This is a genomic window from Rhizobium sp. FKL33 (genome assembly GCF_005222915.1).
In the GTDB taxonomy this organism is placed as follows: Bacteria; Pseudomonadota; Alphaproteobacteria; order Rhizobiales; family Rhizobiaceae; genus Rhizobium_E.
Window position 1 is genome coordinate 79,265 of sequence record NZ_STFX01000017.1, and the last position, 26,409, is coordinate 105,673.

The window sequence follows — 26,409 nt, forward strand, 5'->3', positions numbered from 1 at the left end:
GGGATCATTCCGGAAGAGGCACGGGCGCCGCAGGCGAGGCCGGAGCCGCCACGGATGTCTCTGCCGGCTTGGCGGTTGCGCTCGCGCCGTCCTCCGGCAAGGGCACCAGCGCTGCGGCTTGCGTGACGGGTCCCGCCTGTTCGCCGCCCGGAACCGTCACCGGCGCCGACTCAGTGTCCTGACGCCAGTCGTCGCTTGTTTGTTGAGGCTCGACCCGCGCCGTGCGGATGCGCGGCTTGGACACAACAGGCTTGGTCGCCGCCACAGGCGTGATGATCGCCAGCTGCGGCGCGATGGCGGCATTGACGCCGCTGCCCGCCGCATAGCGCAGCATGTCGATCGTCGCGCCGCTGATCGGCCGCATCGAAAGGCCGTCCATCAAAAGACGGATCTGGGCCTCGTTCAGCGCCGGATCGCAATAGCGCAGCCGGATCTGCGCGGCGATGCGCTCATCGGTCAGGCCGGCAAAACCGGTCTTGTCGCCGGCATTGACGCTTTTGATCCGCTGCCAGGCATAGAGGCAGGCGCCGCCGCCCGGCAGGCTCGCGGTCGCATAGCCATAGCGTCCGTTGATATTGGCGCCGAGCACCGCGCCCATTTCGGGGGAGACGCCGGCGGGCAGCATGGCGCGCATCTCTCGGCGCACCTCCGCTGCGCTCGGTGGCTGCAAGAGGTTCGCCTCCTTCGGCGGCCCCGCCATCACCGTCAGCAGGTTTTCGCCCGAAAGCGCCGTGCGGTTGGCGTAGACGATCTCCTGTCGGAAACGGTCGCCATCCAGCGATTGCCGCACGAGCAGGGCGGGGCCTGCGAGTTGCGGCAATTGCGCGGCGGCGAATTGCGGCGCGACCGTCGACACCGACGATTGCGGCTTGGCGGAGACGGCCTGCGTGGTCAGATAGGGATCAGGTCCAGCCATCGAGCAGCCGGCCAGCAATGAGAGCGCAGCGATTACAGCGCCATGATGAAAAAACCTGGCCATCAGCGTCCTCCCGTCGGTCCACCGGTCGCGGCGGCCAGCCCGCGCCGCACCCCGCTGTCATCGACATAATCGGCGAGCGTTTCGAAGATCGCCTTTGCCTCGGCCTTGTTGCCGAGATTGTAATGCGCCCAGGCGCGCAATTGCGTCATGCCCACCGGCTCGGGGGCGAGCCGGATGCGTTCGTTGAGCGCGTCGAGCGACTGGCGGTAATCTTTGCGGTCGAAGGCGGCGCGCGCCATCTGCCAGTAGATTTCCAGCCGGATTTCCTTGTCGCGGGCGGCGCCGAGCGGATAGAGCGAGATCACCGATTGCGCCTCGCTGGTCATCTGATTGCGCAGAAGCGTCAACGCCAGGCCGTAAGCCGCGTCGCTCTGGGTCTTGCCGCCGCCGGAAAGGGCTGCGCTGAAGGCGGCCTGCGCTTCGGAATTGCGCTTCAGGCCCATCATGCACCAGCCCTTGACCAGTTGGTCGCCCGGCCTCAATCCTTGCGAGGCTTCGCGCGATGCGATCGCCGCGACGCAGTCGCCATAGCGTTTCTGTCCCAGAAGCGCGTCGAAGCCGCTCGCAGCCACGACACGGCTGCCGCGCCTCGGTTCCGTCCGCACGGGTTCTTCCCGTCGGGGAGCCGCCTCGATGAAATCAGGTTCGCGCGTCTCGGTTTTCGTCTCGACCGCGCCCACCTGCATCCGGTCGATGACGGGCCGCACGGCGGCGCGTCTTGCGCCCTTCTTGACGAGATGCACGTCGTCCCAGATGGTCGGATAGGTCTTGCCATAGGCCTTGTAGAGCGCCACCAGCGCTGCGCGATCGCCCAATTGCCCTTCCGACAGCGCGAGACCCTTGAGCCGCGCTTCACTCGGCTCCCAGGCGAAAGCCTTGTCGAACCAGGCGCGGGCGGCGGGAAACTGGCCGCTGTTATAGGCGTACCAGGCGAGGATTTCGGCATGCGGCCCGCTCTTGGCGGCCAGGATCGCCTCGGCATAGGCGGCCACGGCCTCGGGTTTGACGCTGTCGGCATGCGGTCCGGAGATGCGGGCCGCCAGCGCATTCATCAGGAAGACGGGGTCGGAAATCAGCGCATCCTTGTAAGCGACGGCGAGTTCGTATGCCTCCTGATCGCGCGCCTGTCCCATCAGCGCCAGATAAAGACCCTTGGCGTGATCGACGGTCGGCTCGGCCTCGATGGCGCGGCGGAACCAGGCGCCGGCATTGGCGGGCTCCTTGATTTTCAGATAGTACCAGCCGAGAAGCGAGAAATCAGCCGGCGCCTTGCCCTCCGTCGCTGCTGCCGACAGCGCGTCGATATCGGCCTTCGGCAGAGGCTCGGTCTTCGTCTCGTCGGTATTGAACTCCGCCACAGCCCTGCGGGTGAGGTCGGTGGTGACGCTTGCGAGGCCGGCGCTGATCACCGGATCGGCGGCGAAGACTGCCATCACGCCGCGCACATCGTCCGGGGAAAAGTCGCGGGTGGATTTCTTGATCGTCGCGACGATGGCCGCCTTGGAGATCTGATGGGCCGGATCGCGGAACATCAGCGCGCGATAGAAACGCGCCAGCCTGTCGCGATCGCCGAGCGCCGAATAGGCGTCGATCATGTCCCAGACCAGATCGACCTCTTTTTCGGTCGCCGGATCGATCGTAGCGCCGGCGGCGGCGGCGCCCTGCCAGTTGCGGGCCTTGACGGCCGCCGTCACCGCAAAACGCATCTTCTTGCGCGCCAGTTTTGTCTGGAAATCGGCGCTCGGCTTCCATTCCGGGCGCTCCGCAATAAGTCGCGCCAGTTCCGCATCGATGCCGGCGAAGTCATCTTTGCCGTAGAGCGTCCAGAGCTTGCTCTCGTCCACCGGCTTGGCCGCCGGCTGGTAGAGATCGGCGGGCATCTCGAAGCCGGGATATTTATATTGCAGCCGGGCGAATTCGGCCTTCAGCCGCGCCTCTTCCTTGTTGCGGGCATAGTAGTAGAGCGCGGCGAGCTCCACCGCGTTCGGCCCCTCGACAGCCTGGGCAGGCGCTGCTGCCGCTTGCGGAGCAGCGGCTGGAGCCACGATCTTGGCCGCCTCCGGAGCTGGGGCCGCGACCGCAGGAGCTTGAGCCGACGGCGCTGCGGTCAAGAGCGGGCTGGCCGGATCGGCGGCATGAACTGCATTGGCCGACAGGCAGAGAGCGCAGACGCTCGCAAACAGGATGGAACGGGTCATGCGTCGCTCCTTGTGCCCTTGCGTTGAACGACGAAACCCAGCCAGGCGGCGAAGACGCCGATCAGCGCGATCACCAGTCCGACATAGATCTTGAAATTGTCCGACAGCCAGGCGGCGGCGATGCGGCGATAATTGCCGACGCTCTGCTCGGTCACGTCGCTGAACCGGGGCGCTGCGCTGTCGAGCGCGGCAAGCGTCGCCGCATCCGAGGAGATGGCGGCCGCGCCGCCCGAAAGCCGCGGCCAGATCTCCGAACTCGCCAGCCTCTGGACGCCGAACGCCAGGTCTTCGGGCGTGTTGGCGCGGATTTCCGTCGTCGCGCCGTCGCCGGCGGAGGCCGTCTGCGCAATGGTCACCAGAGCGTTCTGGAGGTCCGGCGCGCCTGATGTTTCCGACTGATAGTTCAGCCAGCGCTTGAAGCGGGCGCCGAGCCTGTCCGCCATCGCGCCGAAGCGGCTCGACCAGGAGAGTTCGGTGTCCGCGTCGCTTGCCGATTGCCGGAATGCGGCGATCAGTTGGTCTTCACCGCCGGTCGCAGCAATGTCGATCGCGCCGGTTTCCTCGAAGCTCACCGAGGAGGGAGCCGCGCTCCCGATAGCGTCGTTCTGTTCCTGAGAATCGCTTGAACCGATCAGCACCAGCGCGTCGCCCGCAATCGGCCCACTCGGCTTGCCGATCCTGAAATCGGCGTTGATGGGAGATTGCGCCGATTGCGCGAGCCGGGTCAGAAGCGTCAGCGCTGCGCCCGCCGCCTGCGGCGTCGCCTGATCGAGATAAACCGGGAAGGCCTTGCCATCCCCATAGGGATAGGCCGTGCCCGCCATGGCGCCGAGATCGGGCAGGCGGGTGACGCGGGCGAGTTCGGGAACGCTGATGCTGGTCTTGTCGAGCAGCATATAGCGCGGCTTGTCGTCCTCGCGGGCGTCGGGCGCGCAAGCCTGGTCGGAGGCGCGCGGCAGTTCCGCCAGCATTTCCACCCGGTTGACGCCGGGCCGGAAGGCGCGCAGCGGCAGTTCGATCAGCTTTTCGTCGAAATTCTGGCCGTCGGTGTCGCGAAACGGAAAGGCGTTGACCACGACGTCATTGACGCGCACCAGCATCTGCGATTGCGGCTCAAGCCCGGGCGCGGTCGCCGCGCTCAGCTTGAGCGCCACCGAGCCGTAATCGGCGGGATAGAAGTCCGCCGGCATCCTCATCTCGAAACGCGTCCGCATCATCCGCCCGGAGAAGGTTTCGCTGCGGATGCCCATGTCTTTCAGCGTCGCTGTCTGGCCGGCGTCGAGCGTGACGTCCGCGAAGCGCTTGCGGGCGTTGAGATCGCGCAGGCCCGCCATCATCTCCTTCTTCACCGTGGCGACCAGCAGATCGTGAAGGCCGGCGGCGGACGGCGCGCGGAAGGTCAGCGCGATGCGACCCGGCTCCCCGCCCGGTCCGACGCTGACGCCCGCGTCTCCGGAAATCATCAGATAGAGATCAATGCCCGGACCCTGGCCCGGACGATCAGACAGGCTCACGGCGAGATCCGGCCGTCCCAGATAGAGGCCGACGGCCTGCGCCACGCTCGATGCGGCGTTCATGAGACCGGCGTCGTTCTTGGCGGAGGTGACGATGCGCAGGTCGGTCGCGCCGTTTTCCAGCCGTCCGGCCTTGGCGAGATCGGCCAAATCGGTGACGATGCCGGGATCGATCGGCTTGAAGCCGCTGCGCGCCGGGTTCACGTCGGTCCAGAGCTCGTAGCTCGCCTGCAGAGAGCAATCCACCCGGTGATGCTGGGTCACCTTGAGACGCACGACATTGTAGCCGGCGCGCAGCATGCCCGGCGCAGCTTTGAAAGTCTGGGCGGTGAAATCGAAAGGCGAGCCGATCCGGAAGTCGCCCGCCGGCTTGCCGTTGATCTCGACGCTGGCAAGACCGGTGTCCGGCAGCACCGAGACCGCGTTCTTGTAGGCGAGCACGACGTCGCCGCCGGCTTGCGCCTCGGCCTTGCTGGCCCAGAAGGTGAATTCCGCCGTGTCGCTCTCGCCGCTCAGGCGAAACCGCGTCGAGGCTTCGATAAAGGGCGTGAGACCATTTCCGGCGGCAGCGATCGCGGCCTTCGGTGCGGCGGCCTGGGCAGGCGCGGCGCCCGAGGGCAGCAGCGGATTGTCTGAAGCCATGGCCTGCGCCGACAAAGCGGACGCGAGGAGGGCGGCGCTGATGACCGTTGTCGACTTACGCACGGGCGCCTCCTGCAACTTTAGACAGTTCGGCCTCGATCTCCACCGGCGTCATCTTGGCGCTGACGGGCGTGATCTGGATGGGCGCATCGGGTTCGGACGCGACCTCGCTCTCGCCGATCCAGCCCAACGAATAGCGCAGCGCCCTGAAGGTTTCCGAGAAGGTCCAGGCGGCGAATTTCAGCGTGCCGGCGAAGAAGCCCAGCCGCACCTGCCGCCGGTTCAGCCGGTCCTGCAGCACGGCCTGTTTCGAATACATGAGGTCGGCGATCACGGCGAAGGTCGACGGCGTCCGTTCGCGATAGGCGAAGCCCCAGGCGGTCGGCGCATCGCTGGAACGGCGCACGCCGCGCAGCACCATGTCGGCCGAAATCGCCTCGCCGCCGCGTCTCAGTTCGAGCTGGCCGGAAAGCTGGCCGATCTCGGCGCTCTGAGGTTCACCGTCGAGGAATTCCACCGCGACCCCGCCGCTCGAGGCGTCGCGCACGATCACCGAATGCAAGGTCTCGCCGATGCGCATCAAGGCGTGACGCTTGACCGGCAGGCGCTGGTTGCGCCTGAGTTCGCGCCGTTCGGCCACCACGCCGAGCGCTGCGCCCGCCAGCGCCAGATTGATGAGGTTCCAGCCGGCCACGATCATCAGCAGATCGCCCGACAGCGGCTCGGTCATGTAGCGGAAGCCGGAATAGAGAGCGGCGACCAGCAGGATGAAGAAGATGGCGAAATAGGGCTTGGCGATCGGGCTCATGCCGGATTTGTCCAGCGTCTGGCCTTTTGCCGTCACGTTGAAGGTTGGCTTGCGCGGATTGCGCACCACCGACACGATCGAGCCGAACAGCATCACCGACTGCACATATTCATAGAGCTCGGACACCCAGGGCCAGCGCACCCGGCCGTAGAGATAGCTCTGCAGCGCATAGGACGCGACCAGATAGGTGAGCGCATAAGACGCGAATTCGGTGATGTTGGACTGGAACACTTCCAGCGAGAAGAAGATGTAGAGCAGCGGCGAGAACATGAAGGCCAGCCGCGACAGCGGAAACAGCCAGAACAGGTTGATGCCGGCATAGCAGATGCGTTGCTGCATCTTCAGCCCCTTGGCCAGGAAGGGACGATTAAGAATGAGGATCTGCAGCATCCCCTGGCACCAGCGCGCCCGCTGGCCGATGAAGGACACGAAGGTCTCGGGCTGCAGACCGGCGATCAGCGGCTTGTCGACATAGATCGAATGCCAGCCTTGCGAATGCAGCGCCAGGGCCGTCTCGCAATCCTCGGTGATCGACTGGCCGGCGAAACCGTTGGTGGTCTCCAGCGCCTTGCGCGACAGAACCGCCGCCGAGCCGCAGAAGAAGGACGAATCCCATTTGTCCAGCCCGCGCTGCATGATCGAATAGAACATCTCGTTCTCCGACGGCATGCGGGCGAATGTCTGCAGGTTCTTTTCGAGCGGATCGGGATTGAGGAAGTAATGCGGCGTCTGGACGAGGAACAGCTTTTCCGTTTCACGGAAGAAGCCCACGGTCTCCTTGAGGAAATCCCGGACCGGCGCATGGTCGGCGTCGAACACCACCACCAGTTCGCCCTTGGAGATCTTCAGGCCTTCGTTCAGGTTGCCGGCCTTGGCATGGCTGTTTTCCTTGCGGGCGTGATAGATCACGCCCATGGCGTCGCACAGCGCCTTGAGTTGCTCATGGCGATGGATGGCGGCGAGCGCCTTGCGCGGGTCGCGGTCGTTGCGCTTGGCGTCCGTGCCGCCGTCGTCGAGCAGATAAATGGTCAGCTTGTTCTTGGGATAGGCCATCGCCTTGGCTGCGGCGAGCGTCACCGCGAGCAGTTCGGCGTCCTCGTTATAGCTCGGCACGAAGACGTCGACGGTCGGCAGGTCCTCGATCTTGGGCAGGCTCGGCGACTGCCGCTTCAGGGGATCGGCGAGCATGAACAGCGAGACGAACAGCATCGCCAGGCAGTACATTTCGGCGAGATAGAGCAGGAAGCCGGGAATGAAGTTCCAGGGCTCGTAGATGCTCGGCAGCGTGTCGACCGTGCGCCAGTAGCCGTAGCGCAGCGCCAGCAGGCCCACGAAGCCGAAGGACATCATGCGGAAGATCTTGTTGTCAGGGCGGCTCATGGTGAAGAACATGCAACCAAGCGCGCCGAAGCTCAGCACCAGCTGCGCCTGAAGGCTGATCGGCAAAAACAGCAGCGATAGCCCCGCTATGCCGGATACTATTCCCAAAATCGAGAAAAACACGCGCGCCATTGGCTCTCCATGCCCCATCACTCAAGAGGCCTTCATGGCCCATTCCGAGACAGCATGATCCTATGTCGGCAAAAGCTCCCTAAAAGGTAAATCGGCTGGAAAGGTTCATCGGAGACGGCTAAAACAAAGCGAAGTGGTAAAGCTTCGGTTAATTCGGCGCCTCTAACAGAGAATCGCGCAAGACCTTGTAAAACCATTGTAAACCATAAGTAATTTCCTCCGGCGTCCGCGGTGCGGCGCCCCTCGCCAGCATCAACGGAGCCCCGCATGGCCGAAAGTCCCAAAAGCGTCGCCTTCTGGCGATCCTTCCCGATCTTCGAAGAGTTCACCGCTGCTCTGATCGAGGAGGTGCGCAGCCTTGCCCAGCAACGCAGATGGACGGCGGGGGCGGTCATCTTCCAGCGCGGCGACCCCGGCGATTACATGATCCTCGTCGCATCGGGCCGCATCAAGCTGTCGCTCATCACGCCGCAAGGCCGCGAACTGACGCTCCGGCATATGGAGGAAGGCGGTCTGCTCGGGGAAATGGCCGTCATCGACGGCGAGCCCCGGTCGGCGGATGCGACCGCGTCGGTGGCGACCGAAGGCTATGTCATTTCCAAGGGAGATTTCTCAGCCTTCCTCGCCAAGACCCCCGCCGCCATGCAGGCGGTCATGCGCTTTCTCTGCCGCCGTCTGCGCGAGACCAACGAGCAGCTGGAAACGCTGGCGCTTTACGATCTCGATTCCCGCGTCGCCCGCTTCTTCCTCCTGACCATGCGCCAGGTGCTCGGCGAGGAGCCGCCTGAGGAGGCGACGCTGAAGATCGGCCTGTCGCAATCGGAAATCGCCAGCGTCGTCGGGGCCTCCCGGCCGAAGATCAACCGCGCCATCCTGTCGCTGGAAGAGAAGGGCGCCATCGAGCGCAAGGGCGCAGCCATACTCCTGCGCACCCGCAAGCTCCGCGCCGTGGCCGAACCGGACGGGGATTGAGGTCGGCTACTTCCGTCTGTAGCGGATCGTGTCGAACCGGGCGGCCAGCGCATCATAAAGCAGGAGCCGCCCGATCAGCGGTTCGCCCGTTCCGGTCAGAAGCTTGATCGCCTCCATCGCCATCAACGTGCCGATGACGCCGGTCAGCGCGCCGATCACGCCGGTTTCGGCGCAGACCGGAAGCATGCCCTCGGGCGGCCGTTCGGGGAAAAGATCGGCATAGCGCGGATTGGGCTTGCCGTCGGCGCCGGTGAGATGCGGGGCGAGCACGGTCACGGATCCGTCGAAGCGGCCCACCGCGCCCGACACCAGCGGCACGCCGGCGCGTTCGGCGGCGTCGGCGGCGCAGTAGCGCGTGTCTATATTGTCGGATCCGTCGATCATCAGGTCGTAGCCGAACACCAGTCCCGGCGCGCTGTCGGCGTTAAACCGCGTCTCATGCCGGTTGACGGCCACATGCGGATTGATCTCGCGCACGCGCGCCGCCGCGCTCCGGGTCTTCTTCTCCCCCACCTTGTCCGTGCCGTGGATCACCTGCCGCTGCAGATTGGAGAGCGACACCCGGTCGTCGTCGACGATGCCGATCGTGCCGACGCCCGCGCCCGCGAGATATTCGATGACGGGCGAGCCGAGCCCGCCTGCGCCGATCACCAGAACCGCCGCCGCCTTCAGCTTCTGCTGCCCCTGGCCGCCGATCTCAGGCAGCAGGATATGGCGCTGGTAGCGCTCGATTTCGGCGGTTGAAAGCGGATCGTCTGTCATATCGGTCTCAGGTCGGGCGCGATTAAATTCGAGCCTGTTAACAAGCGCGGGGAGGGCGTCGCGTCAACAAGAAAAGCGCAGGAAAATCAAGGAACGATCATCTCAGCGCGACCTGCGGAGATTTATTTCTCGCTTATGTCGGTCGCGGCTTGCCTTTTGCCGGGATCGACAGCATGGACTGATGATCCCGAAAGGCGTTTTTCATGTCGCTTCCCCGCCCGCAGGCCGTCACGGCCACCGCAGTCGCCGCCATGCTCCTGGGCATGCTGATGTTCTCCATCAATGACGTGATGGGCAAATGGCTGGTCGCCACCTATTCGGTCGGCCAACTGCTGTTCCTGCGCAGTCTCGCCGCCGTGCTGGTGCTCCTGCCCTTTTTATGGCGCAGCGGCTTTCGTCAGGTCGTGAATGTCGAGCGGCCCGGCCTGCAGATCCTCCGGGCATCGCTCGCCACCGCGGAAGTCTTCGCCTTCTATCTCGCTGTCTCCTATCTGCCGCTCGCCGATGTCATGACCTATTGGCTGGCCGCGCCGATCTATATCGCCGCGCTCTCGCCGCTGTTTCTCGGCGAACATGTCGGCTGGCGGCGCTGGCTGGCCATCGCCATCGGCTTCTCGGGCGTGCTCGTCGCGCTCAATCCGTCGAGCGCCATGTTCACCATGCCGGCGATCATCTCCATCGTCGGCACCATGTTCTTCTCGGTCATGCTGATGCTCGGCCGCTTCCTGCGCAACACCTCGGGCACCGTGCTGGTGTTCTGGCAGATGGCGGGGGCGACGATCGCCGGCGCCGCGACGCTGCCGTTCGACTGGGTGACGCCGACGCCGTTCGACCTGCTCTGGATGGCGCTTCTCGGCGTCGTCGCCATGCTCGCCCATATGCTGATGACCTATTCGTTGAAGATCGCGCCCGCCGCCACCGTCGCCCCGCTGCAATACACGCTGCTGTTCTGGGCGATCGTGTTCGGCTGGCTGGTGTTCGGCGACACGCCGACGCTGCCGATGATGCTGGGCGCCGCTCTCATCGTCGCCTCGGGCCTGTTCATCTTCTTCCGGGAGCAGCGGCTGAAAAAGACCGAAACGGTGTTGCCCTCTGTGCCGGAGTGATGATTTCCTGTATTGAATAGAACAATAAAAACAAGCGCCTGTGCGGCTGCGCCGGCCTTGACGCGCGACCCTCCGGATCTAATTGTCTTCTATGGACAAAAAACAGGGAGGAGTCGCCATGACCTCGGCATCGGCGCCCATCATCATTCTCAACCCGCTCGACGATGTCGGCGTGGCCCGGGTCAAGATCGGCAAGGGCGAAGCAACCGGCTATCAGGATCTCCTGGCGAAGGACTTCATCGGTCGCGGCCATAAAGTGGCGCTGAAAGCCATCAGGGCCGGGCAGGAAGTGCTGAAATTCGGCCAGGTGATCGGCGTCGCCACCGCCGATATTGCGCCCGGCGAGCATATCCACCTGCACAATCTGGCCATGGTCCCCTCCGAGCATGATTACCAGATGGGCGCAGGCGCGCTCACAGAAGATCTGCTGCCGGTCGCCGAGCGTCGCACCTTCATGGGCTTCGATCGCGGCGGCGGCCATGTCGGCACCCGCAATTATATCGGCGTCATTTCCTCGGTGAACTGTTCCGCCACGGTGTCGCGTTACATCGCCGATCATTTCAACCGCATGGGCGGGCTCGAAGGCTTCGGCAATGTCGATGGCGTCGTCGCGCTCACCCATGGCGGCGGTTGCGCGATCAACACCAAGTCCGAAGGCTATCGCATTCTCACCCGCACCATCCAGGGTTATGCCCGCCATCCCAATTTCGGCGGCGTGCTGCTGATCGGGCTCGGTTGCGAGACCAACCAGATCGCTCCGATCCTCGAGCACTACCAGATCGCCGAGGGGGCGCTGCTGCGCACCATGACCATCCAGCAGACCGGCGGCACCCGCAAGACCATCGAAACGGCGATCGAGATCATCAAGGAAATGCTGCCGACCGTGAACCAGGCGGTGCGCACCGAACAGCCGCTGTCGGGCCTGAAACTGGCGCTGGAATGCGGCGGCTCGGACGGTTATTCCGGCATCTCCGCCAATCCGGCCCTCGGCGTCGCCTCCGACCTTCTGGTCCGCCATGGCGCGACCTCGGTGCTGGCCGAGACGCCTGAGATCTACGGCGCCGAACATCTGCTCACCCGCCGCGCCGTCAGCCCCGACGTCGCCAGGAAGCTGCTCGACCGCATCGACTGGTGGCGCGATTACACGGCGCGCAATGGTGACGAACTCAACAACAATCCGTCCTACGGCAACAAGCAGGGCGGCCTGACCACGATTCTCGAAAAGTCGCTGGGCGCAGTCGCCAAGGGCGGTTCGATGCCGCTGAAGGCGGTCTATGAATATGCCGAACCGGTCACCGAATCCGGCTTCGTCTTCATGGATACGCCCGGCTATGACCCAGCCGCGGTCACCGGCCAGGTCGCCGGCGGCTGCAATGTCATCTGTTTCACCACCGGCCGCGGCTCCGTCTCCGGCTTCAAGCCCGCTCCCTGCATCAAGATCGCCACCAACACCGACATGTATGACCACATGGAGGAAGACATGGACATCAATTGCGGCGCGATCGTCACCGGCGAGGACACGATCGAGGCTGCGGGTTTGCGGATCTTCGAAGACATCATCGCCGTCGCCTCGGGCAAGAAGACCTCCAGCGAGATCTACGATTATGGCGACAACGAATTCGTGCCCTGGCAGGTGGGCGCGATTACCTGAGCGTCAAAGCCGGCGCTCAGCGCGCGAGAGCCGAGAAGATCACTTCATAACCGGCGCGGCGGAAATGGCCGTAGTCGTCGGCATAGTTGCCGCAGGCCGGACGCGCCTCGGCTGATGTCGCCCGGTCGCCGCCGCAGGTCAGCTTGAGCGCGTCGATCTCGATATAGCGTAGGCGTGAGCGACCGGCGGCCCAGGCGGCCAACCCGGCGTTGAGCGCCTTGCGGTCGGCGTCGCGGAAACGGAAATCGGATCCGCGCGGCGGCACGGCGACGAGATCGAGCCGCGCCTTCGGCCAGATCGCCAGCGCCTTTTCGGCCACGGCCTCAATGCCGGCGGCAATCGCGCAGGGCGGCATATAGTCATGCGTGAGATTGTTGGTGCCGACGAGCAGGATGACGCGATCCGCCTTTGGCGCGCGCCCTTCGAGGCGGTTCAGCAGCCACAGAGCATGCTGGGTCATCGCCCCGCCAATGGCCGCGTTCCACACTTGTCGAGTGCCGAATTGCCGGCGGATCTGATCCCCGGGCCAGTTGGCGAGCAGGGAATCGCCGATCAGCACGATATCGGCGCGCCCGGGCGGATTGGCGAGCAGGTCGTCGGCGCGTTTGAGCCCATGCGGCCATTGATAGGGCACGGGATCGGTCGCCACCCTGATCGCATAGGGATCGCAGGCGCGCTCGCCGGCCAATGCTCCGCCCGCTGCCGCAAGCCAGACAAGGGCGGACAACAGCGCTTTTTTCAGCGGGTTTGGCAGACGGGACAGGATCTTTCGCATGTGCGAAAGATGGATCGGACGCAGGCGTTTCGCAAGAGGCTCAACCGCCCGTCAACAGGCGCGTCGCCTTGTAGCCGATGACTGCTGATGACGCAGACAAGACCGTGCCCCAGAAGAGATCGGCGATGGTCAGCAGCGTTGACCAGTTGCGCAGCACCGCCTGATTGGTGAGGTCATAGGTGGCGTAGGCGGCAAAGCCGAAGAAGGCGCCATGCAGCAGCGCCACTTTCCAGTCGCCGGCGGCAAGCGCCGGGCGGATGGCGAAAAACACCAGAGCGGCGATGAAGATCAGGTAAAACGCGATCGCCGGGCCGAGACGGAACTGGTCGGCCAGCATGTCGCCCATGACGGGCCGGTAGAGCCGGCTCGTCATGGTGGAAAGCCAGATGGCGTCGATCACCGCGAAGGCGATGCCGGTGGAGAAATAGGCGACGGCGGCGGTCTTGATCGACAGGGTGGCCATGGGATCCTCAGTTGATGCGCGTCCAGCCGACGCCCTTGCACAGGAGACCGCCGAGAATGCAGCCTTCCGTGGTCATGGACGTCTCGTTGACGGTGAGATTGATGCGGTAGCTGCGGTCGCGCTGCGGGTCGAAGGCGGTGCCGGACAGTTTGCCGGGGCCGGTCGGCTTGACGCTCATCACCAACCTGTCGCCGGCCTTCTCGTCCTTGGTGCCCGGCTTGATCCAGGTGTTGATGGCGCAGAGATCGCCGCCGCAGCGAACGATCTTGACGCGCGCCTTGCCGTCGCCGCGGGCCCAGTCTCCAAACAACTGGTCATCGGCCGCATGGGCGGACGCGCTCATGGCGGCAAGCGCGACAAGGGTCGAAATCAATGCTTTCATGACGCTTCTCCTCTTTGGTCGCAGATACGACGGCATGCGCATGGGCGGATCACTCCGCGGGCTGCGCCGGCAGGTCGCCCACCGAAACGGCGTCGCTCGGCGGGGCAGGGCGCGGACGCAGGCGAACGCCTTTCAGCCAGATCTTCAACGCCTCCCAGTGGATGCCGCCGACCACGCGCAGCGTGAGAAGCGGGATCATGAAGAAGGCCTTCAGAAGCGCCGCGTCGGTCAGTTCCGTGCGTTTCGCCAGATGCCGGGCGGTCAACACCAGGCCCTCCGCATCCGACACGTCGATCTTGACCGCGAGACGCTCGTCTGGAGGCATAACGCGGAAGCGGTATTTCAGATCCATGTCCATGAAGGGCGAGACATAAAAAGCCTTGTCGCAGCTCTGCTCGATCTCGCCGGAGGCGTCGCCATGGACCGGGATGATATAGGCGTGGCGCTGGCCGAACGTGTTGTCGACCTCCCAGAGGATTGCGGCCAGTGCGCCATCCGCGCGATAGCAGAAGAAGATGCTGAGCGGATTGAAGGCCCAGCCCAGTAGACGAGGCATGGTCAGAAGCGTGATGCGTCCGCCGTCCGGTTCGACGCCGCAGAGCCGCATAGCGTCTTCCACCTGTCCGCGCAGATCGCGCCCCGACCGATCGCCGCGGTCCTTTCTTCGGAAGGAAAACAGGTTGAAGCGGTCGACGGAGAAGAATATCAGCCCTTTGTCGAGCGTCTCGAGCTCGTCGAGGTCGATGAGCAGCGAGTAGATCCGATAGGCGAGGCTGTGCCGGCGCGGCTTGACGCGCAGATGCGTGACATGGCCAGGAAAGAGCGCCGAGCGAAAAGCCGTCACGCCATCGCCTCCGTCCTGATCGGCAGCGCCAGCGGCCTGCGCACGATGCGGGCCGATTCCGCCTGCACCTGCCAGGGGCGCCGGAGACCGCCGAGATCTTCGGCGACCGCAAGACCTGCCTGCAAGCCGTCCTCATGGAAGCCCGCTCCGAAATGGGCGCCGCAGAACCAGGTGTTGCCATGGCCCTGCAACGACCAGAGTTCCTGTTGGGCGCGCTGCGTGCCGACATCGAAGATAGGATGTTCGTAGGTTTGGCGGACATGCACGCTGCCGGAACGCGGCTCACGGCAGGGGTTGAGCGTGACGAAGGTCGGCGGCGCCTCCCCAAGCGGCTGCAGCTTGTTCATCCAATAGGTGACGGAAAGCGAGCGCTGACCGTCATGGCTGTCGGCCAGGTAATTCCAGGCCGACCAGGCGAAGCGGCGTTTCGGCATCAGGTTCGGGTCGGAATGCAGAACGGCCTCGTTGCGCGAATAGCGGAAGGCGCCGAGCAGGCGACGTTCGTCCTCGCTGGGATCGGCGAGCATGGAGAGCGCCTGATCGGCATGCGTCGCCACCACCACGTCGTCGAAGCGGCGGACGCCGCCGCGAGCGTCGCGGATTTCGACTGCGCCGCCGAGACGCTTGATCGAGGCGACCGGTGTGGAGGTGAGGATGCGGTCGGCGAAGCGGGCGCTGAGGCGCGAGACATATTCGCGGCTGCCGCCCTTCACGGTCCGCCATTTCGGACGGTTGACGACATTGAGAAGACCGTGATTGCTGCAGAAGCGCACGAAGGAGGCGGCGGGATAATCGCCGACATCGAGCGCTGGCGTCGACCAGATCGCAGCCGCCATGGGATAGAGGTGATCCTCGCGGAAGCTGCGGCTATAGCCGTTGCGCTCGAGATAGGCGTCGAGCGTGATGTCGCCCATTTCGGGCAGGTCGCGCGGCGCGTTGCGGTAGAAGCGCAGGATGTCGGCCAGCATGCGCCAATAGCGCGGCTTGAACGCATTGGACGGCTGGGCGAACAGTCGGAAGGCGTCGGTTCCAGAATATTCGAAGGCGCCGTGGTTCATCGATACGGCGAAGGACATGTCGGTTTCGACATTCGGCGCGTCGAGCGTTTTGAACAGCGCGGTCAGATTGGGATAGGTGCGTTCGTTATAGACGATGAAACCGGTGTCGACGGCGACGCGTTGTCCGGCGTGTTCGAATTCTACCGTGTTGCTATGGCCGCCGACGCGGTCGGCCGCCTCATAAACCGTGACGCTGTGGCGATGGGAGAGCAGCCATGCGGCCGAAAGCCCCGAAATGCCGGTTCCGATCACTGCGATCTCCAGCGGTCGTTCGCCGAGGCGTCGTTCCATAAAGGCCATGAGGTCTGCGCTCCCTTGTCATGCAACGCCAATCTCTACGCAGCGGCTTGCGCGACAGTTTCATCGCAGGCGAATTTTTCAGAGAAATCCGCGATGAGGTCGGAAAGGCAGGGGAAGAGAACCAAGCGCCGCGGGGCTGCGTACCTATCTCCGACGAAACCCATCAGCCTGATGAGGCGGACAATGACTTTCAGCGGCGTGATACTCCTGGCGATCCTGATGAGCGCGTTGATGGCGCTGGCCTGGGCCGCCCAACGCAAGACGGGATCGAGCGGCTGGATCGATTCGATCTGGTCCTTCGCCGTCGGCATCGGCGGCGTCACTGCCGCGCTGATCGCCGAGGGCGGCGACGGGACGCGACGCTGGCTGGCGCTCGGCGTAGTCGGGCTGTGGTCGCTGCGGCTCGGCCTGCACATCGCCATGCGGACGCGCGGCGCCGGCGAAGACCCGCGTTATCAGGCATTGATCGACGAATGGGGCGACCGCGCCGGCTTGCGATTGTTCCTGTTTCTGCAGGTTCAGGCGGTCTGCGCTTTGGTTCTGGCGCTCGCCGTTTACGCGGCGGCGGCCAACCCGGCTGAATTCGGTCTTCTCGACATGATCGCTCTTGCCGTCGCGGTGATCGCGATTGCAGGCGAAGCCCTGTCGGACTGGCAGTTGACCCGGTTTCGCGCCGCCAACCGCGGCAAGGGCAGGATCTGCGAGGCCGGGCTCTGGGCTTATTCCCGGCATCCCAACTATTTCTTCGAATGGCTGGGCTGGTGCGCCTGGCCGCTGCTGGCGCTTGATGTCGCCGGCGGCCACCCGCTCGGGCTGACAGCGCTCGCCGCGCCGGCGCTGATGTATTGGCTGCTGGTGCATGTCTCGGGCATCCCGCCGTTGGAGGCCCATATGCTGCGCTCGCGCGGCGAGGCCTTCCGTTCCCTGCAGGCCCGCGTCAACGCCTTTTTTCCCGGTCCCCGCCGCACCCAGTCTCAAGCCGTCATCAAGGAAGTCCGCTCATGAACCTGATTGCTCTCGCCATCAATGCCGCCGAACGCGTCGCCCTTCCGGACTCGGTCACGTTGGCCGGCATCGATTTTCTCTGTGGCCGCACCAAGCGCAGGCTGGCGGAAACGCCTGCCAGCGACGAGGAAGCCTTCGCCGCCTCGATGAAGTATTACCCCGTCGCCACCCATACCGGCGAAGCCAATGAGCAGCATTACGAGGTGCCCTCGGAATTCTTCGAGCTGGCGCTCGGTCCGCGGCGGAAATATTCGAGCTGTTTCTATCCGATGGAGACGACCACGCTGGCCGAGGCGGAAATCGCCGCGCTCGCCGAGACCGCACGGCACGCCGATCTCCAGGATGGGCAGGAGATCCTTGAACTCGGCTGCGGCTGGGGGTCTCTGTCGCTCTACATGGCGGAACACTTCCCCAATTCGCGCATTACCGCCGTCTCCAACTCGCGCACGCAGCGCGCCTATATCGAAAGCCGGATCGAGGCGCTGGGTCTCAAAAACCTCACTGTCATCACCAAGGACATGAACGAATTTTCTCCAGACGGCGGCTATGACCGGGTCGTCTCGGTGGAAATGTTCGAGCACATGTCCAACTGGCAGGCGCTTCTGGAACGGGTGCGCGGCTGGCTGAAGCCGGATGGTCGGCTGTTCCTACATGTCTTCACCCACAAGTCCCGCTCCTACCGCTTCGACCACAACGATCCGGCCGACTGGATCGCCCAGCATTTCTTCACAGGCGGCATCATGCCGGCGCATGATCTGCCCAAGCGCTTTTCCGACCTGTTCGAGATCGATGAGGAATGGCGCTGGTCGGGCATGCATTATCGCCGCACCGCGCTGCATTGGCTGGAGAATTTCGACGCGCATTCCACCCGCATCGATACGATCTTCCGCGACGTCTATGGCGCCGACGCCAATCTCTGGAAGCGTCGCTGGCGGTTGTTCTTCCTGGCGACCGCCGGCCTGTTCGGCCATGCGGGCGGCGATGAATGGGGCGTGGGCCATTACCGGCTGAAGCCGGTCCGGGCGAGCGCCTGACATGGCTCTGCCGCAACAAGCGAGCGCGCCTGACGACGCGGCGCTGACCCAGGCGAGCGTCACCGTCGCCTGGGTGATCCTGCTCAACAAGCCGTTTTACCCGCTCTATGTCTGGTGGTTCGTCGGCGAGGGGACATTGACCTCCTGCCTGACCATGCTCGGAGCGCCACTTTTTGCGCTGGTGATCTGGCTTTCCAGGCGCAACGGCCTCCATGCGCGGATCGCCCTGCCGATCGCCGGCTCGATCGATACGATTGCGGAGACTTACCTTTTTGGCGCTGCGTCAGCAACGGAACTGTTCCTCGTCGCCTGCATGATGATCATCGCGCTCTCCTTCCGGCAGAGCGAGGCGCTCATCAAGCGCGGGCTGGCGATCGCCCTGTTCGTCGCCTTCGTCCTTTTCCATGGCCGCACCGGCGGGCCGCTCTATCCCTGGACGGAAGAGCAGATCGCAACGCTCCGCAACATCAACATCTTTGCGGTGGCCGGCCTGACCGCCTTCTTGGCGCTGCGCTATCCGAACCGGGCCTGATGTTCAGCGCGTGGCGAGCCACTCGGCAAGCTCGGCTTCGGCGCGTTCCAAAGCCGAATAATTCAGGAGCTTGCGCAGGAAGGCGACGGTGACGGCGCGGGCGCGGAGATTGAAGCGGCTTTCCTCGCTGTCGGTCATCGGCTGGTAGACGTCGAGCTTCTCATAGAGTTGCTGCAGCCGGTTCTGCACGGAGCGCAGCGAGAGATTGCGCCGTTTGGCGATGGCGCGGTCGGTCAGCCCCAGCGCGATGTCCATCAGCACCTCATATTCGCTGTCGGTGAAGCCGTTGGCGTGGCCGAGGCTCTTCTGCTGCAGCCCGCGCACTTCGCGGTCGATCACGCATTGGCTCTCGATGAAGATGCTGCGCAGCGCCAGTTTCAACCGGTCGTCGGAGGCCGATTTCAGCACATAGCCATAGGCCGCGCCGGGCGGCACGATGCGGGAGACGCCGCGCACATAGGCCTCGTCGGCATAGTTCGACCAGAACAGGATGCGGGTGTCGGGCCGCTCCTTCCAGATGGTCCGCGCCGCCTCGATGCCGTTGCGGGCGCTCATCTGCAGATCCATCACCACATGGGCGGATTTGTTTTCGCGGGCGAGCTTTTCGCCGGCGCCGCCGTTCTCGGCTTCCAGCACCTGTTCGCATTCCGGCAGCGCCGAGCGCACCGCCTCATGCAGATAGGACCGGTGCAGCGGATCATCCTCGACGATCAGGACCTTCATGCCACCGTCTCCGGAGCGGCGAGCGGCAGGCTGACCTGCACGGTCGAGCCGCGATTGTCGCGATTGCGCATGATCTCGAAGCGCGCCGAGATCAGCCGGGCGCGGGTGCGCATATTGTCGATGCCCGCGCCGCTGCGTTTGGCGGCGGGGGGAATGCCGACGCCATTGTCGCGCACCTCGATGATCAGCGCGCGGCTGGTGCGGCGCAGCCTGACCGTGATCCGGTCGGCATGCGCATGGCGGATGGCGTTGTTGATCGCCTCCTGGGCGATGCGGAACAGCGCAGTGGCGACCGGCTGGTCGAGCGCGTCGATCGCGCCGGGCGAATCCTCGATCAGCTCCCAGTGAATGGCAAGCCCGCTGTCGCGCGTCGAGCGGTCGAGATGGTTCTCCACCGCCTGCGCAAAGCCGAACAACTGCAGCACGGTCGGCCGCGCCGTTTCGATGATTTCGCGGAGATCCTGCATGCAATGCTGCAGACCGCGAAACAACGGCTCGAGCGCCTCGCCCGCGACGTCGGGCTGGCGGGTCAACTGCTCCATCCGGCGGGCGAGCCGGGTGAGATCGGCGAGCGTCTGGTCATGCAGGTCCATGCCGATGCGCTGGCGTTCTGCCTCCAGCGCCTCGGTGAGTTTCAGCGCGCCCTGGCGCAGTCCCTCTTCGCGGGCGCGGGCCTCCGCCTCGACGATCGCCGAGCGCTTGGCCTGTTCGGCGGCGCGCAGCGCAAAGAAATAGGGCGCGAGCAGATCGGCGATGGCGCGGGCCTTTTCGACATCGGCGGCGCTATAGAGCCCGGCCTGCAGGCTCGAACAGGAGAAGACGCCGATGATGTCGCCGCGAACTTTGAGCGGCACATGCAGCCGGCTCTTCAGCCCCGCTTCGAGGATCGGCCCGTCGAAGGCGCCTTCGAAATGAAAGCGCGGATCGGCGCAGGCGTCATCGGTCAGCAGCATGTCGACTTCGCCGAACAGCAGGCTGCGGATCGGGCTGCCGTCGAGCGGCGCCGGCGGCCGGCGTCCCCAGTCGGTCTCGAACCCGCTTTCGTAAGCCGTGTGAAACAGACCGTCCGGCGTGGTGATGCAGACATCCATGTGATCATGCGGGATGATATGGCTGATTTCCTGCGCCACCGCATGGATGGCCGAACTGAAATCCAGCTGCCCGGCGAGCAGGCGCGATATGGTCAGGTACTGGCCGAGCAGCGGCGTCGTGTCGAGCATCGCTTAAATCCTCCCTGCATCCGGCGTCTCTCCTCCCGCCGGTTGCGAACAGCCGGAACATAGCGCCTCGGGGGGCGCATCCGTCTTGCAGGATCCCGCAAATTTTCTGCGTTTTCCCGCAAGGCCGCTGCCGTGAACCGCCTATACAGGCCGCAGCTTATGCTCCATCATGGCTTTACTGAGAGCGACAGCCTCAGTGCAAGAACTATTTCGGACGCCGGGAGGACGGCGCCGGAAGCCGGCAAGAGGAGCCGGTTCAACAGGGAGGAAGATGATGACGTTCAGGACGCTACTCCTGGCGACAGCCGCTATGCTGTCCGCCGCAATGCCGCTTTCCGCCTCGGCCGACACGTCGGGCAAGAAGATCGCGCTTTCCAACAATTACGCCGGCAATTCCTGGCGTCAGGCGATGCTGACGAGCTGGGACAAGGTGACCAAGGAAGCCGTCAAAGCCGGCGTGGTCGCAGCCGCCGACCCCTTCACCACCGCTGAAAACCAGGCCACAGAACAGGCCGCGCAGATCCAGAACATGATCCTGCAGGGTTACGATGCGATCGTGATCAACGCCGCCTCGCCCACCGCGCTCAACGGCGCCGTGAAGGAAGCCTGCGACGCCGGCATCACCGTGGTGTCCTTCGACGGCATCGTGACCGAGCCTTGCGCCTGGCGCATCGCCGTCGACTTCAAGGAAATGGGCCGCAGCCAGGTCGAATATCTCTCCAAGCGCCTGCCGGAAGGCGGCAATCTGCTTGAAATCCGCGGCCTCGCCGGCGTTTTCGTCGATGACGAGATCTCGGCGGGCATCCATGACGGCGTCAAGCAGTTCCCGCAGTTCAAGATCGTCGGCTCCGTGCATGGCGACTGGGCGCAGGACGTGGCCCAGCGCGCGGTGGCCGGCATCCTCCCAAGCCTGCCCGAAATCGCCGCTGTGGTGACCCAGGGCGGCGACGGCTATGGCGCCGCCCAGGCGTTCGAAGCCGCCAAGCGCAAGACGCCGATCATCGTGATGGGCAACCGCGAAGACGAACTGCAATGGTGGAAGAAGGCCAAGGACGCCAATGGCTATGAGACCATGTCGGTCTCCATCGCGCCGGGCGTCTCCACGCTCGCCTTCTGGGTCGCCCAGCAGATCCTCGACGGCAAGGAAGTGAAGAAGGACCTCGTCGTGCCGTTCCTGCGCATCGACCAGGACAATCTCGAGCAGAACCTCGCCAACACCCAGAAGGGCGGCGTCGCCAATGTGGAATATTCCCAGGCCGACGCCCAGAAGGTGATCGAAGCCGCCAAGTAAGGCGTCGCTATCTCACGGCTCGGGCCTCCACGCCCGGGCCGTTTCCGTCTCTCGTCAATGGATCAGTATGATGGCCGAACGTCCCGCCGTGGTCGCCGCAAAAGGCGTCAAGGTTCATTTCGGCGCGGTGCGCGCGCTCGACGGCGTCGATCTCGACATCCGCCCGGGTGAATGTCTCGGCCTGGTCGGCCATAACGGCGCCGGCAAATCGACGATCGTCAATGTCATCAATGGCGGTCTGACCCCGCAGGAGGGCGAACTCGCTTATAACGGCGCGGCCAGCGCCGGCGGCATCGCCGCAGCCCGCGATAACGGCGTGCGCTGCGTCTTCCAGGAACTGTCGCTCTGTCCCAATCTCACGGTCGCGGAAAACACTCGCGTCATGCATGCCGATCTCGGCGGCTGGAACTGGCGTAGCCGGGCGCTTACACTGGTGCGCGAGAAACTCTCGGACATATTCCCCGGCAATGCAGTGGATTGCACGTCGGCTGTCGGCGATCTCTCGATCGCCGAGCGGCAGATGGTGGAAATCGCCATCGCCTTCACCAGCGTCTCCAAGCCGGCGCGCCTCGTCATTCTCGATGAGCCGACCTCCTCGCTCGACGCCGGCCTCGCCGCGCAGCTGATGGCCTATGTGAAGCGCTTCGTGGCCGAAGGCGGCGCCGTGCTGCTGATCTCGCATATTCTCGGCGAAATTTTCGAGGCCTCCAACCGCATCGTGGTCATGAAGGATGGGCGCGTGGTGACGAGCCGTCCCACGCAAGAGTTTTCCGTCAACACGCTGGTCGAAGCCATGGGCAGCGTGGTGCGCGACAATGCCCGCGGCGCTCGCGCCGAGCGCGCCAAAACCGACACCGTCATTTCGCTTGCGCCCCGTCACGGCTCGACCATTCCCTTCTCGGCAAGTCGCGGTGAGGTGATCGGTCTCGCCGGCCTCGGCGGCCATGGCCAGACCGACATGCTGCTTTCACTGCACAAGGCCTTCAGCAGCGACTGGATTCCGGGCCGCGGTCGCGACATCGCCTTCGTCGCCGGCGACCGGGCGCTGAACGGCACGTTTCCGCTCTGGAGCATTCTCAAGAACCTGTCGATCGCTTCGCTCGGCGGCCTGTCGAAAGCAAGTTTCGTCGATTCCAACAGCGAAAGATCGGTCGGCGACAGCTGGAAGAAGCGTATCGAAATCCGCACGCCGGATATGGACAACGGCATCCTGTCGCTGTCCGGCGGCAACCAGCAGAAAGTGCTGTTCGCCCGCGCTCTGGCGACGCCGGCCCGCATCGTGCTGATGGATGATCCCATGCGCGGCGTCGATGTCGGCACCAAGCAGGAGGTCTATTCCATCCTGCGCAGTGAAGCCGAAGCCGGTCGCACCTTCATCTGGTATTCGACCGAGATGGATGAAATCTGTCTCTGCGACCGGGTCTATGTGTTCCGCGACGGACGCATCGCCGCCGAGCTGACCGGCGACGAGGTGACCGAAGAACATGTGCTCACCGCCTCATTCGAAGGAGAAGCCGCATGATGGGCCTTTCGGCCAATACGATCCGCCAGATCGTGCCGGCGCTGTCGCTCGCGGCGCTCTTGGCGGCGGTGTTCTATCTGCAGCCCCGCGCCATGAGCTATGTCGGGCTGAACCTGTTGTTCAATCTCGCCGTGCCGATCGCGCTGGCGACGCTCGCGCAGATGATGGTGATGGCGGTCAATGATCTCGACCTGTCGATCGGCACATTCGTGAGCTTCGCAGCCTGCGTCGCCGCCACCTATCTGCAGACGTCGCCAGTGCTGGGCATCGCCATTCTCCTGGGCGCCGTCGCCGTCTACGCCGCGATCGGGGTGATCATTCACCTGCGCGACCTGCCGGCCATCGTGGTGACGCTCGGCATGAGCTTCGTCTGGGGCGGGCTCGCGGTTCTCATCCTGCCCGCGCCGGGCGGCTCCGCGCCGGAGTGGGCCCGCTGGCTGATGACGTCGAAGCCGCCGCTGGTTCCCATGGCGATCGTGGCGAGCCTGCTGATCGCGCTCATCGCCCATCTCGTGGTGATGAAGTCGAGCTTCGGCGTGCTGGTGCGCGGCGTGGGCGGCAATGCCCGCTCGGTGGCGCGTTCGGGATGGTCGGTGATCTCCATCCGCGCCGGCGCCTATGCGCTCGCCGCCGTGCTCGCCATTCTCTCCGGCATCGCGCTGGTCGGGCTCACCACCTCGGCCGACGCCAATATCGCGCTGCGCTACACGCTTCTGTCCATCGCCGGCGTCATTCTCGGCGGCGGCGAGTTCGTCGGCGGCCGCGTCTCGCCCGTGGGCGCGATGATCGGCGCGCTGACGCTGACGCTCGCCGGCTCGTTCCTCTCCTTCCTCAGGATCTCGCCGGACTGGCAGATCGGCGCGCAGGGCGCGATCCTCATCATCGTGCTGGGCTTGCGCCTGCTGCTCAATCGCGCCGAAAAACGGGAGAAAAGCCAATGAGTGCGCTCGGCTTGATCCGCCGTCCCTGGATCTGGTCCTTCCTGGCCACGATCCTGGTGTTCATCGTCACTGTTCTGTTCACCGGCGGCGCGAGTTCCTTCGGCTTGGGACAGGCGGCGCTGACATTCGCGGCCTTTTCGGTGATCGTCGGGCTCGGCCAGATGTTCGTCATCACGCTCGGTCCGGGCAATACCGATCTCTCCGTGCCCGCCACGATGACGCTCGCCGGCACGCTGTCGCTCAAATTTATGAACGGCGTCGAAGGCACGATGCTGTTGGGTCTCGGCGTCGCCATTCTCTGCGGCCTCGCCATCGGTGTGGCCAATTACGCGTTGATCAAGGCGCTGCGCATTCCGCCGATCATCGCCACGCTGTCGATGAGTTTCGTGGTGCAATCGACGGCGATCTGGTCGAATCGCGGATTGCGCATCAAGCCGCCGGACAGTCTCGCCGCCTTCACGACCTCCGACATCGGCGGCGTTCCGAATGTGGCGATCGTGGCGCTGATCTTGACCATCCTCGGCTGGCTGTTGCTGGAAAAGACCATTTACGGCCGCTGGATCTCGGCGATCGGCCAATCCCCTTTCGCGGCCCGCATGGCCGGCATCCCGGTCGATGGCGCGCGCTTCGTCACCTATGTGCTCTGTGCGGTGCTGGCCTCGATCGCCGGTTTCCTGCTCGCGAGCTTCTCGGGCGGCGCGGCGCTGAACATGGGCGCGGAATATCTCTTGATGTCGATCGCCGTGGTGGTGATCGGCGGCACGGCGGTGGCGGGCGGCAATTCGAATGTGCCGGGCATCTGGGGCGCGTCGCTCTTCATGTTCCTCGTCGTCTCCATGCTCAACACCTATGGGTTCGGCGCCGGCGCGCGCCTGATCCTGACCGGCCTCATCATCATCGCGGTCATTCTGGTCGCGAGCGGCGGCGTATTGAAGCGGCGATAGCATCTGGGGGACATTATGGCGTCGGACAAGCCGTCCATCTACGAAATCCATGACGACCGTTTCCGCTTCCTGACGGTCGGCATTGCGGAACTCGACGAACTCTATTCCGCCTGCCGCTGGGCCGAAGGCCCGGTCTGGCTCGCCGATCAGAACTGCCTGGTCTGGAGCGACATCCCCAATCAGCGCCTGTTGCGCTATGCGCCTGATGGAACCGTGTCGGTGTTTCGCGACAACAGCAATTTCGTCAACGGCAACACCCGCGATCGGCAGGGACGGCTCGTCTCCTGCGAACATGGCGGCCGCCGCGTCATCCGCACCGAGCCGGACGGCACGATCACCACGATCGCCGACCGCTACAACGGCAAGCCTCTCAATTCCCCCAATGACGTTGTGGTGAAATCGGACGGCTCGATCTGGTTCACCGATCCCACCTACGGCATCCTGTCGGATTACGAGGGCTATCGCGCCGACCCCGAACAAGAGACCCGCAACGTCTATCGCGTCGACGGGACGACGGGCGTGATCAGCGTGGTCGTCGACGACTTCCTGCAGCCCAACGGCCTCGCCTTCTCGCCCGACGAGACCAGGCTCTATGTCGCCGATTCCGCCATCAGCCATGATCCGACCGCGCCCAGCATCATCAGGGTGTTCGATGTCGAGGACGGCGCGCGCCTCACCAATGGCCGGGTCTTTTGTCATATCGACAAGGGCCTGCCGGACGGCTTCCGCGTCGATGTCGCCGGCAATGTCTGGACCAGCGCCGGAGACGGCGTGCATTGCTTCAGCCCGGACGGCGATCTTCTCGGCAAAATCCTGATCCCGCAGACGGTGGCCAATCTCTGCTTCGGCGGTCCTCGCCGCAACAGGCTGTTCATCACCGCGACCAGATCGCTCTATGCGGTGTATGTGGCGACATCAGGCGCGCAATATCCGTAAGAATATTCTAACTCTTTGAATGGTGACCTGTTGCTCCGCCCCTCATCCCCCTGCCGCGCAATGCGGGGCGAAGGCGGATGTGGCAAGGACGGCGCTCCATCGCCCTTCTCCCCGCAGGCGCGGGGAGCAGGTGGCGGCAGCCGGATGAGGGGCCGCGCACGCCGTCAACCGCATATGGAACAAAACCCTCGCGGCCGTCATGCTCGGGCTTGTCCCACTGCTGTCCGGTTTAAATTTCTGGACAAGGCGCATGACATTGATTCTACTCGGTTTCAGACGTTTCGCGGCGTTCTGG

General features: G+C 64.5%; 23 protein-coding genes. 11 read left to right on the top strand and 12 right to left on the bottom strand.

The features are described 5' to 3' along the window. Positions 1-4: 4 nt before the first annotated feature. Genes bcsN through bcsA form a run of 4 tightly spaced genes read right to left on the bottom strand, consistent with a single transcriptional unit; the run spans position 5 to position 7,653 of the window. Complete coding sequence (bcsN, locus tag E8Q41_RS10460; protein ID WP_137155481.1) at positions 5-979, bottom strand: cellulose biosynthesis protein BcsN; 975 nt, start codon at positions 977-979, stop codon at positions 5-7. Further along, positions 979-3,177, bottom strand: coding sequence for a hypothetical protein (locus tag E8Q41_RS25745; protein ID WP_137155482.1), 2,199 nt, complete (start codon positions 3,175-3,177; stop codon positions 979-981). The genes bcsN and E8Q41_RS25745 overlap by 1 nt, the downstream gene beginning before the upstream one ends. After that, a complete protein-coding gene (locus E8Q41_RS10470; protein WP_137155483.1) occupies positions 3,174-5,396 on the bottom strand; it encodes a cellulose biosynthesis cyclic di-GMP-binding regulatory protein BcsB in 2,223 nt (740 codons plus the stop codon). The genes E8Q41_RS25745 and E8Q41_RS10470 overlap by 4 nt, the downstream gene beginning before the upstream one ends. Beyond that, positions 5,389-7,653: a UDP-forming cellulose synthase catalytic subunit gene (gene bcsA, locus E8Q41_RS10475; protein WP_137155484.1), complete on the bottom strand. Its 2,265-nt coding sequence runs from the start codon at positions 7,651-7,653 to the stop codon at positions 5,389-5,391. The genes E8Q41_RS10470 and bcsA overlap by 8 nt, the downstream gene beginning before the upstream one ends. A gap of 267 nt (positions 7,654-7,920) precedes the next feature. Between bcsA and E8Q41_RS10480 the strand changes: the two genes are divergently transcribed. Continuing rightward, positions 7,921-8,625 carry a Crp/Fnr family transcriptional regulator gene (locus E8Q41_RS10480; RefSeq protein ID WP_137155485.1) on the top strand — a complete coding sequence of 235 codons (705 nt, stop codon included), beginning with the start codon at positions 7,921-7,923 and terminating at the stop codon, positions 8,623-8,625. 6 nt (positions 8,626-8,631) lie between these two features. Here E8Q41_RS10480 and moeB read toward each other — a convergent pair whose 3' ends face one another. Further along, positions 8,632-9,387: a molybdopterin-synthase adenylyltransferase MoeB gene (gene moeB, locus E8Q41_RS10485; RefSeq protein ID WP_137155486.1), complete on the bottom strand. Its 756-nt coding sequence runs from the start codon at positions 9,385-9,387 to the stop codon at positions 8,632-8,634. A gap of 203 nt (positions 9,388-9,590) precedes the next feature. Between moeB and E8Q41_RS10490 the strand changes: the two genes are divergently transcribed. Together E8Q41_RS10490 and E8Q41_RS10495 are read left to right on the top strand one after the other, a co-directional pair. Further along, a complete protein-coding gene (locus E8Q41_RS10490) occupies positions 9,591-10,493 on the top strand; it encodes a DMT family transporter (RefSeq protein WP_137155487.1) in 903 nt (300 codons plus the stop codon). Positions 10,494-10,611: 118 nt separating this feature from the next. After that, positions 10,612-12,144, top strand: coding sequence for an altronate dehydratase family protein (locus E8Q41_RS10495; RefSeq protein ID WP_137155488.1), 1,533 nt, complete (start codon positions 10,612-10,614; stop codon positions 12,142-12,144). 16 nt (positions 12,145-12,160) lie between these two features. Here the strand turns inward: E8Q41_RS10495 and E8Q41_RS10500 are convergent, their stop codons facing one another. The 5 genes from E8Q41_RS10500 to E8Q41_RS10520 all read right to left on the bottom strand — a co-directional run bounded on the left by E8Q41_RS10500 (position 12,161) and on the right by E8Q41_RS10520 (position 15,966). Next, positions 12,161-12,871 carry a GDSL-type esterase/lipase family protein gene (locus E8Q41_RS10500; RefSeq protein WP_170976441.1) on the bottom strand — a complete coding sequence of 237 codons (711 nt, stop codon included), beginning with the start codon at positions 12,869-12,871 and terminating at the stop codon, positions 12,161-12,163. Between the two features lie 88 nt (positions 12,872-12,959). Then, positions 12,960-13,367 carry a DUF2177 family protein gene (locus tag E8Q41_RS10505; RefSeq protein WP_137155507.1) on the bottom strand — a complete coding sequence of 136 codons (408 nt, stop codon included), beginning with the start codon at positions 13,365-13,367 and terminating at the stop codon, positions 12,960-12,962. Between the two features lie 22 nt (positions 13,368-13,389). Continuing rightward, the gene (locus E8Q41_RS10510) at positions 13,390-13,764 is read right to left on the bottom strand and encodes a DUF2147 domain-containing protein (RefSeq protein ID WP_137155490.1); all 375 of its coding nucleotides are present in this window, start codon (positions 13,762-13,764) and stop codon (positions 13,390-13,392) included. 49 nt (positions 13,765-13,813) lie between these two features. Further along, positions 13,814-14,608: a DUF1365 domain-containing protein gene (locus tag E8Q41_RS10515; protein WP_137155491.1), complete on the bottom strand. Its 795-nt coding sequence runs from the start codon at positions 14,606-14,608 to the stop codon at positions 13,814-13,816. After that, positions 14,605-15,966, bottom strand: a complete 1,362-nt coding sequence (locus E8Q41_RS10520; RefSeq protein ID WP_137155492.1) for an NAD(P)/FAD-dependent oxidoreductase — start codon at positions 15,964-15,966, stop codon at positions 14,605-14,607. The genes E8Q41_RS10515 and E8Q41_RS10520 overlap by 4 nt, the downstream gene beginning before the upstream one ends. A 183-nt stretch (positions 15,967-16,149) precedes the next feature. Between E8Q41_RS10520 and E8Q41_RS10525 the strand changes: the two genes are divergently transcribed. From E8Q41_RS10525 to E8Q41_RS10535, 3 genes are read left to right on the top strand one after another with little or no spacing between them, the layout of a single operon-like run. Then, complete coding sequence (locus E8Q41_RS10525) at positions 16,150-16,971, top strand: DUF1295 domain-containing protein (protein WP_137155493.1); 822 nt, start codon at positions 16,150-16,152, stop codon at positions 16,969-16,971. Beyond that, positions 16,968-18,005 carry a cyclopropane-fatty-acyl-phospholipid synthase family protein gene (locus E8Q41_RS10530; protein WP_137155494.1) on the top strand — a complete coding sequence of 346 codons (1,038 nt, stop codon included), beginning with the start codon at positions 16,968-16,970 and terminating at the stop codon, positions 18,003-18,005. The genes E8Q41_RS10525 and E8Q41_RS10530 overlap by 4 nt, the downstream gene beginning before the upstream one ends. A 1-nt stretch (position 18,006) precedes the next feature. Then, positions 18,007-18,537, top strand: coding sequence for a hypothetical protein (locus E8Q41_RS10535; RefSeq protein ID WP_137155495.1), 531 nt, complete (start codon positions 18,007-18,009; stop codon positions 18,535-18,537). Positions 18,538-18,540: 3 nt separating this feature from the next. Here the strand turns inward: E8Q41_RS10535 and E8Q41_RS10540 are convergent, their stop codons facing one another. Together E8Q41_RS10540 and E8Q41_RS10545 are read right to left on the bottom strand one after the other, a co-directional pair. Further along, a complete protein-coding gene (locus E8Q41_RS10540) occupies positions 18,541-19,260 on the bottom strand; it encodes a response regulator transcription factor (protein ID WP_137155496.1) in 720 nt (239 codons plus the stop codon). Beyond that, positions 19,257-20,480: a GAF domain-containing sensor histidine kinase gene (locus tag E8Q41_RS10545; protein ID WP_137155497.1), complete on the bottom strand. Its 1,224-nt coding sequence runs from the start codon at positions 20,478-20,480 to the stop codon at positions 19,257-19,259. The genes E8Q41_RS10540 and E8Q41_RS10545 overlap by 4 nt, the downstream gene beginning before the upstream one ends. Before the next feature lie 274 nt (positions 20,481-20,754). Between E8Q41_RS10545 and E8Q41_RS10550 the strand changes: the two genes are divergently transcribed. The 5 genes from E8Q41_RS10550 (at position 20,755) to E8Q41_RS10570 (ending at position 26,114) form a co-directional block, all read left to right on the top strand. After that, positions 20,755-21,771, top strand: coding sequence for an ABC transporter substrate-binding protein (locus tag E8Q41_RS10550; RefSeq protein WP_137155498.1), 1,017 nt, complete (start codon positions 20,755-20,757; stop codon positions 21,769-21,771). 70 nt (positions 21,772-21,841) lie between these two features. Then, positions 21,842-23,293, top strand: a complete 1,452-nt coding sequence (locus E8Q41_RS10555; protein ID WP_246660155.1) for a sugar ABC transporter ATP-binding protein — start codon at positions 21,842-21,844, stop codon at positions 23,291-23,293. Continuing rightward, entirely contained in the window at positions 23,293-24,234 is a 942-nt protein-coding gene (locus tag E8Q41_RS10560; RefSeq protein ID WP_137155508.1) for an ABC transporter permease, read from the top strand. Before E8Q41_RS10555 ends, E8Q41_RS10560 begins: the two co-directional genes overlap by 1 nt. After that, entirely contained in the window at positions 24,231-25,178 is a 948-nt protein-coding gene (locus tag E8Q41_RS10565) for an ABC transporter permease (protein ID WP_137155500.1), read from the top strand. Before E8Q41_RS10560 ends, E8Q41_RS10565 begins: the two co-directional genes overlap by 4 nt. A gap of 15 nt (positions 25,179-25,193) precedes the next feature. Further along, positions 25,194-26,114, top strand: coding sequence for an SMP-30/gluconolactonase/LRE family protein (locus E8Q41_RS10570; protein ID WP_137155501.1), 921 nt, complete (start codon positions 25,194-25,196; stop codon positions 26,112-26,114). The last annotated feature ends 295 nt before the right edge of the window (positions 26,115-26,409 follow it).

Coding starts and splice junctions, on each gene's coding strand:
- E8Q41_RS10520 (WP_137155492.1), bottom strand. CDS start 15,966: ATGGCCTTTATGGAACGACGCCTCGGCGAACGACCGCTGGAGATCGCA.
- E8Q41_RS10565 (WP_137155500.1), top strand. CDS start 24,231: ATGAGTGCGCTCGGCTTGATCCGCCGTCCCTGGATCTGGTCCTTCCTG.
- E8Q41_RS10525 (WP_137155493.1), top strand. CDS start 16,150: ATGACTTTCAGCGGCGTGATACTCCTGGCGATCCTGATGAGCGCGTTG.
- E8Q41_RS10490 (WP_137155487.1), top strand. CDS start 9,591: ATGTCGCTTCCCCGCCCGCAGGCCGTCACGGCCACCGCAGTCGCCGCC.
- E8Q41_RS25745 (WP_137155482.1), bottom strand. CDS start 3,177: ATGACCCGTTCCATCCTGTTTGCGAGCGTCTGCGCTCTCTGCCTGTCG.
- E8Q41_RS10560 (WP_137155508.1), top strand. CDS start 23,293: ATGGGCCTTTCGGCCAATACGATCCGCCAGATCGTGCCGGCGCTGTCG.
- E8Q41_RS10570 (WP_137155501.1), top strand. CDS start 25,194: ATGGCGTCGGACAAGCCGTCCATCTACGAAATCCATGACGACCGTTTC.
- E8Q41_RS10480 (WP_137155485.1), top strand. CDS start 7,921: ATGGCCGAAAGTCCCAAAAGCGTCGCCTTCTGGCGATCCTTCCCGATC.
- E8Q41_RS10555 (WP_246660155.1), top strand. CDS start 21,842: ATGGCCGAACGTCCCGCCGTGGTCGCCGCAAAAGGCGTCAAGGTTCAT.
- bcsN (WP_137155481.1), bottom strand. CDS start 979: ATGGCCAGGTTTTTTCATCATGGCGCTGTAATCGCTGCGCTCTCATTG.
- E8Q41_RS10540 (WP_137155496.1), bottom strand. CDS start 19,260: ATGAAGGTCCTGATCGTCGAGGATGATCCGCTGCACCGGTCCTATCTG.
- E8Q41_RS10535 (WP_137155495.1), top strand. CDS start 18,007: ATGGCTCTGCCGCAACAAGCGAGCGCGCCTGACGACGCGGCGCTGACC.
- E8Q41_RS10550 (WP_137155498.1), top strand. CDS start 20,755: ATGACGTTCAGGACGCTACTCCTGGCGACAGCCGCTATGCTGTCCGCC.
- moeB (WP_137155486.1), bottom strand. CDS start 9,387: ATGACAGACGATCCGCTTTCAACCGCCGAAATCGAGCGCTACCAGCGC.
- E8Q41_RS10530 (WP_137155494.1), top strand. CDS start 16,968: ATGAACCTGATTGCTCTCGCCATCAATGCCGCCGAACGCGTCGCCCTT.
- E8Q41_RS10510 (WP_137155490.1), bottom strand. CDS start 13,764: ATGAAAGCATTGATTTCGACCCTTGTCGCGCTTGCCGCCATGAGCGCG.
- bcsA (WP_137155484.1), bottom strand. CDS start 7,653: ATGGCGCGCGTGTTTTTCTCGATTTTGGGAATAGTATCCGGCATAGCG.
- E8Q41_RS10545 (WP_137155497.1), bottom strand. CDS start 20,480: ATGCTCGACACGACGCCGCTGCTCGGCCAGTACCTGACCATATCGCGC.
- E8Q41_RS10495 (WP_137155488.1), top strand. CDS start 10,612: ATGACCTCGGCATCGGCGCCCATCATCATTCTCAACCCGCTCGACGAT.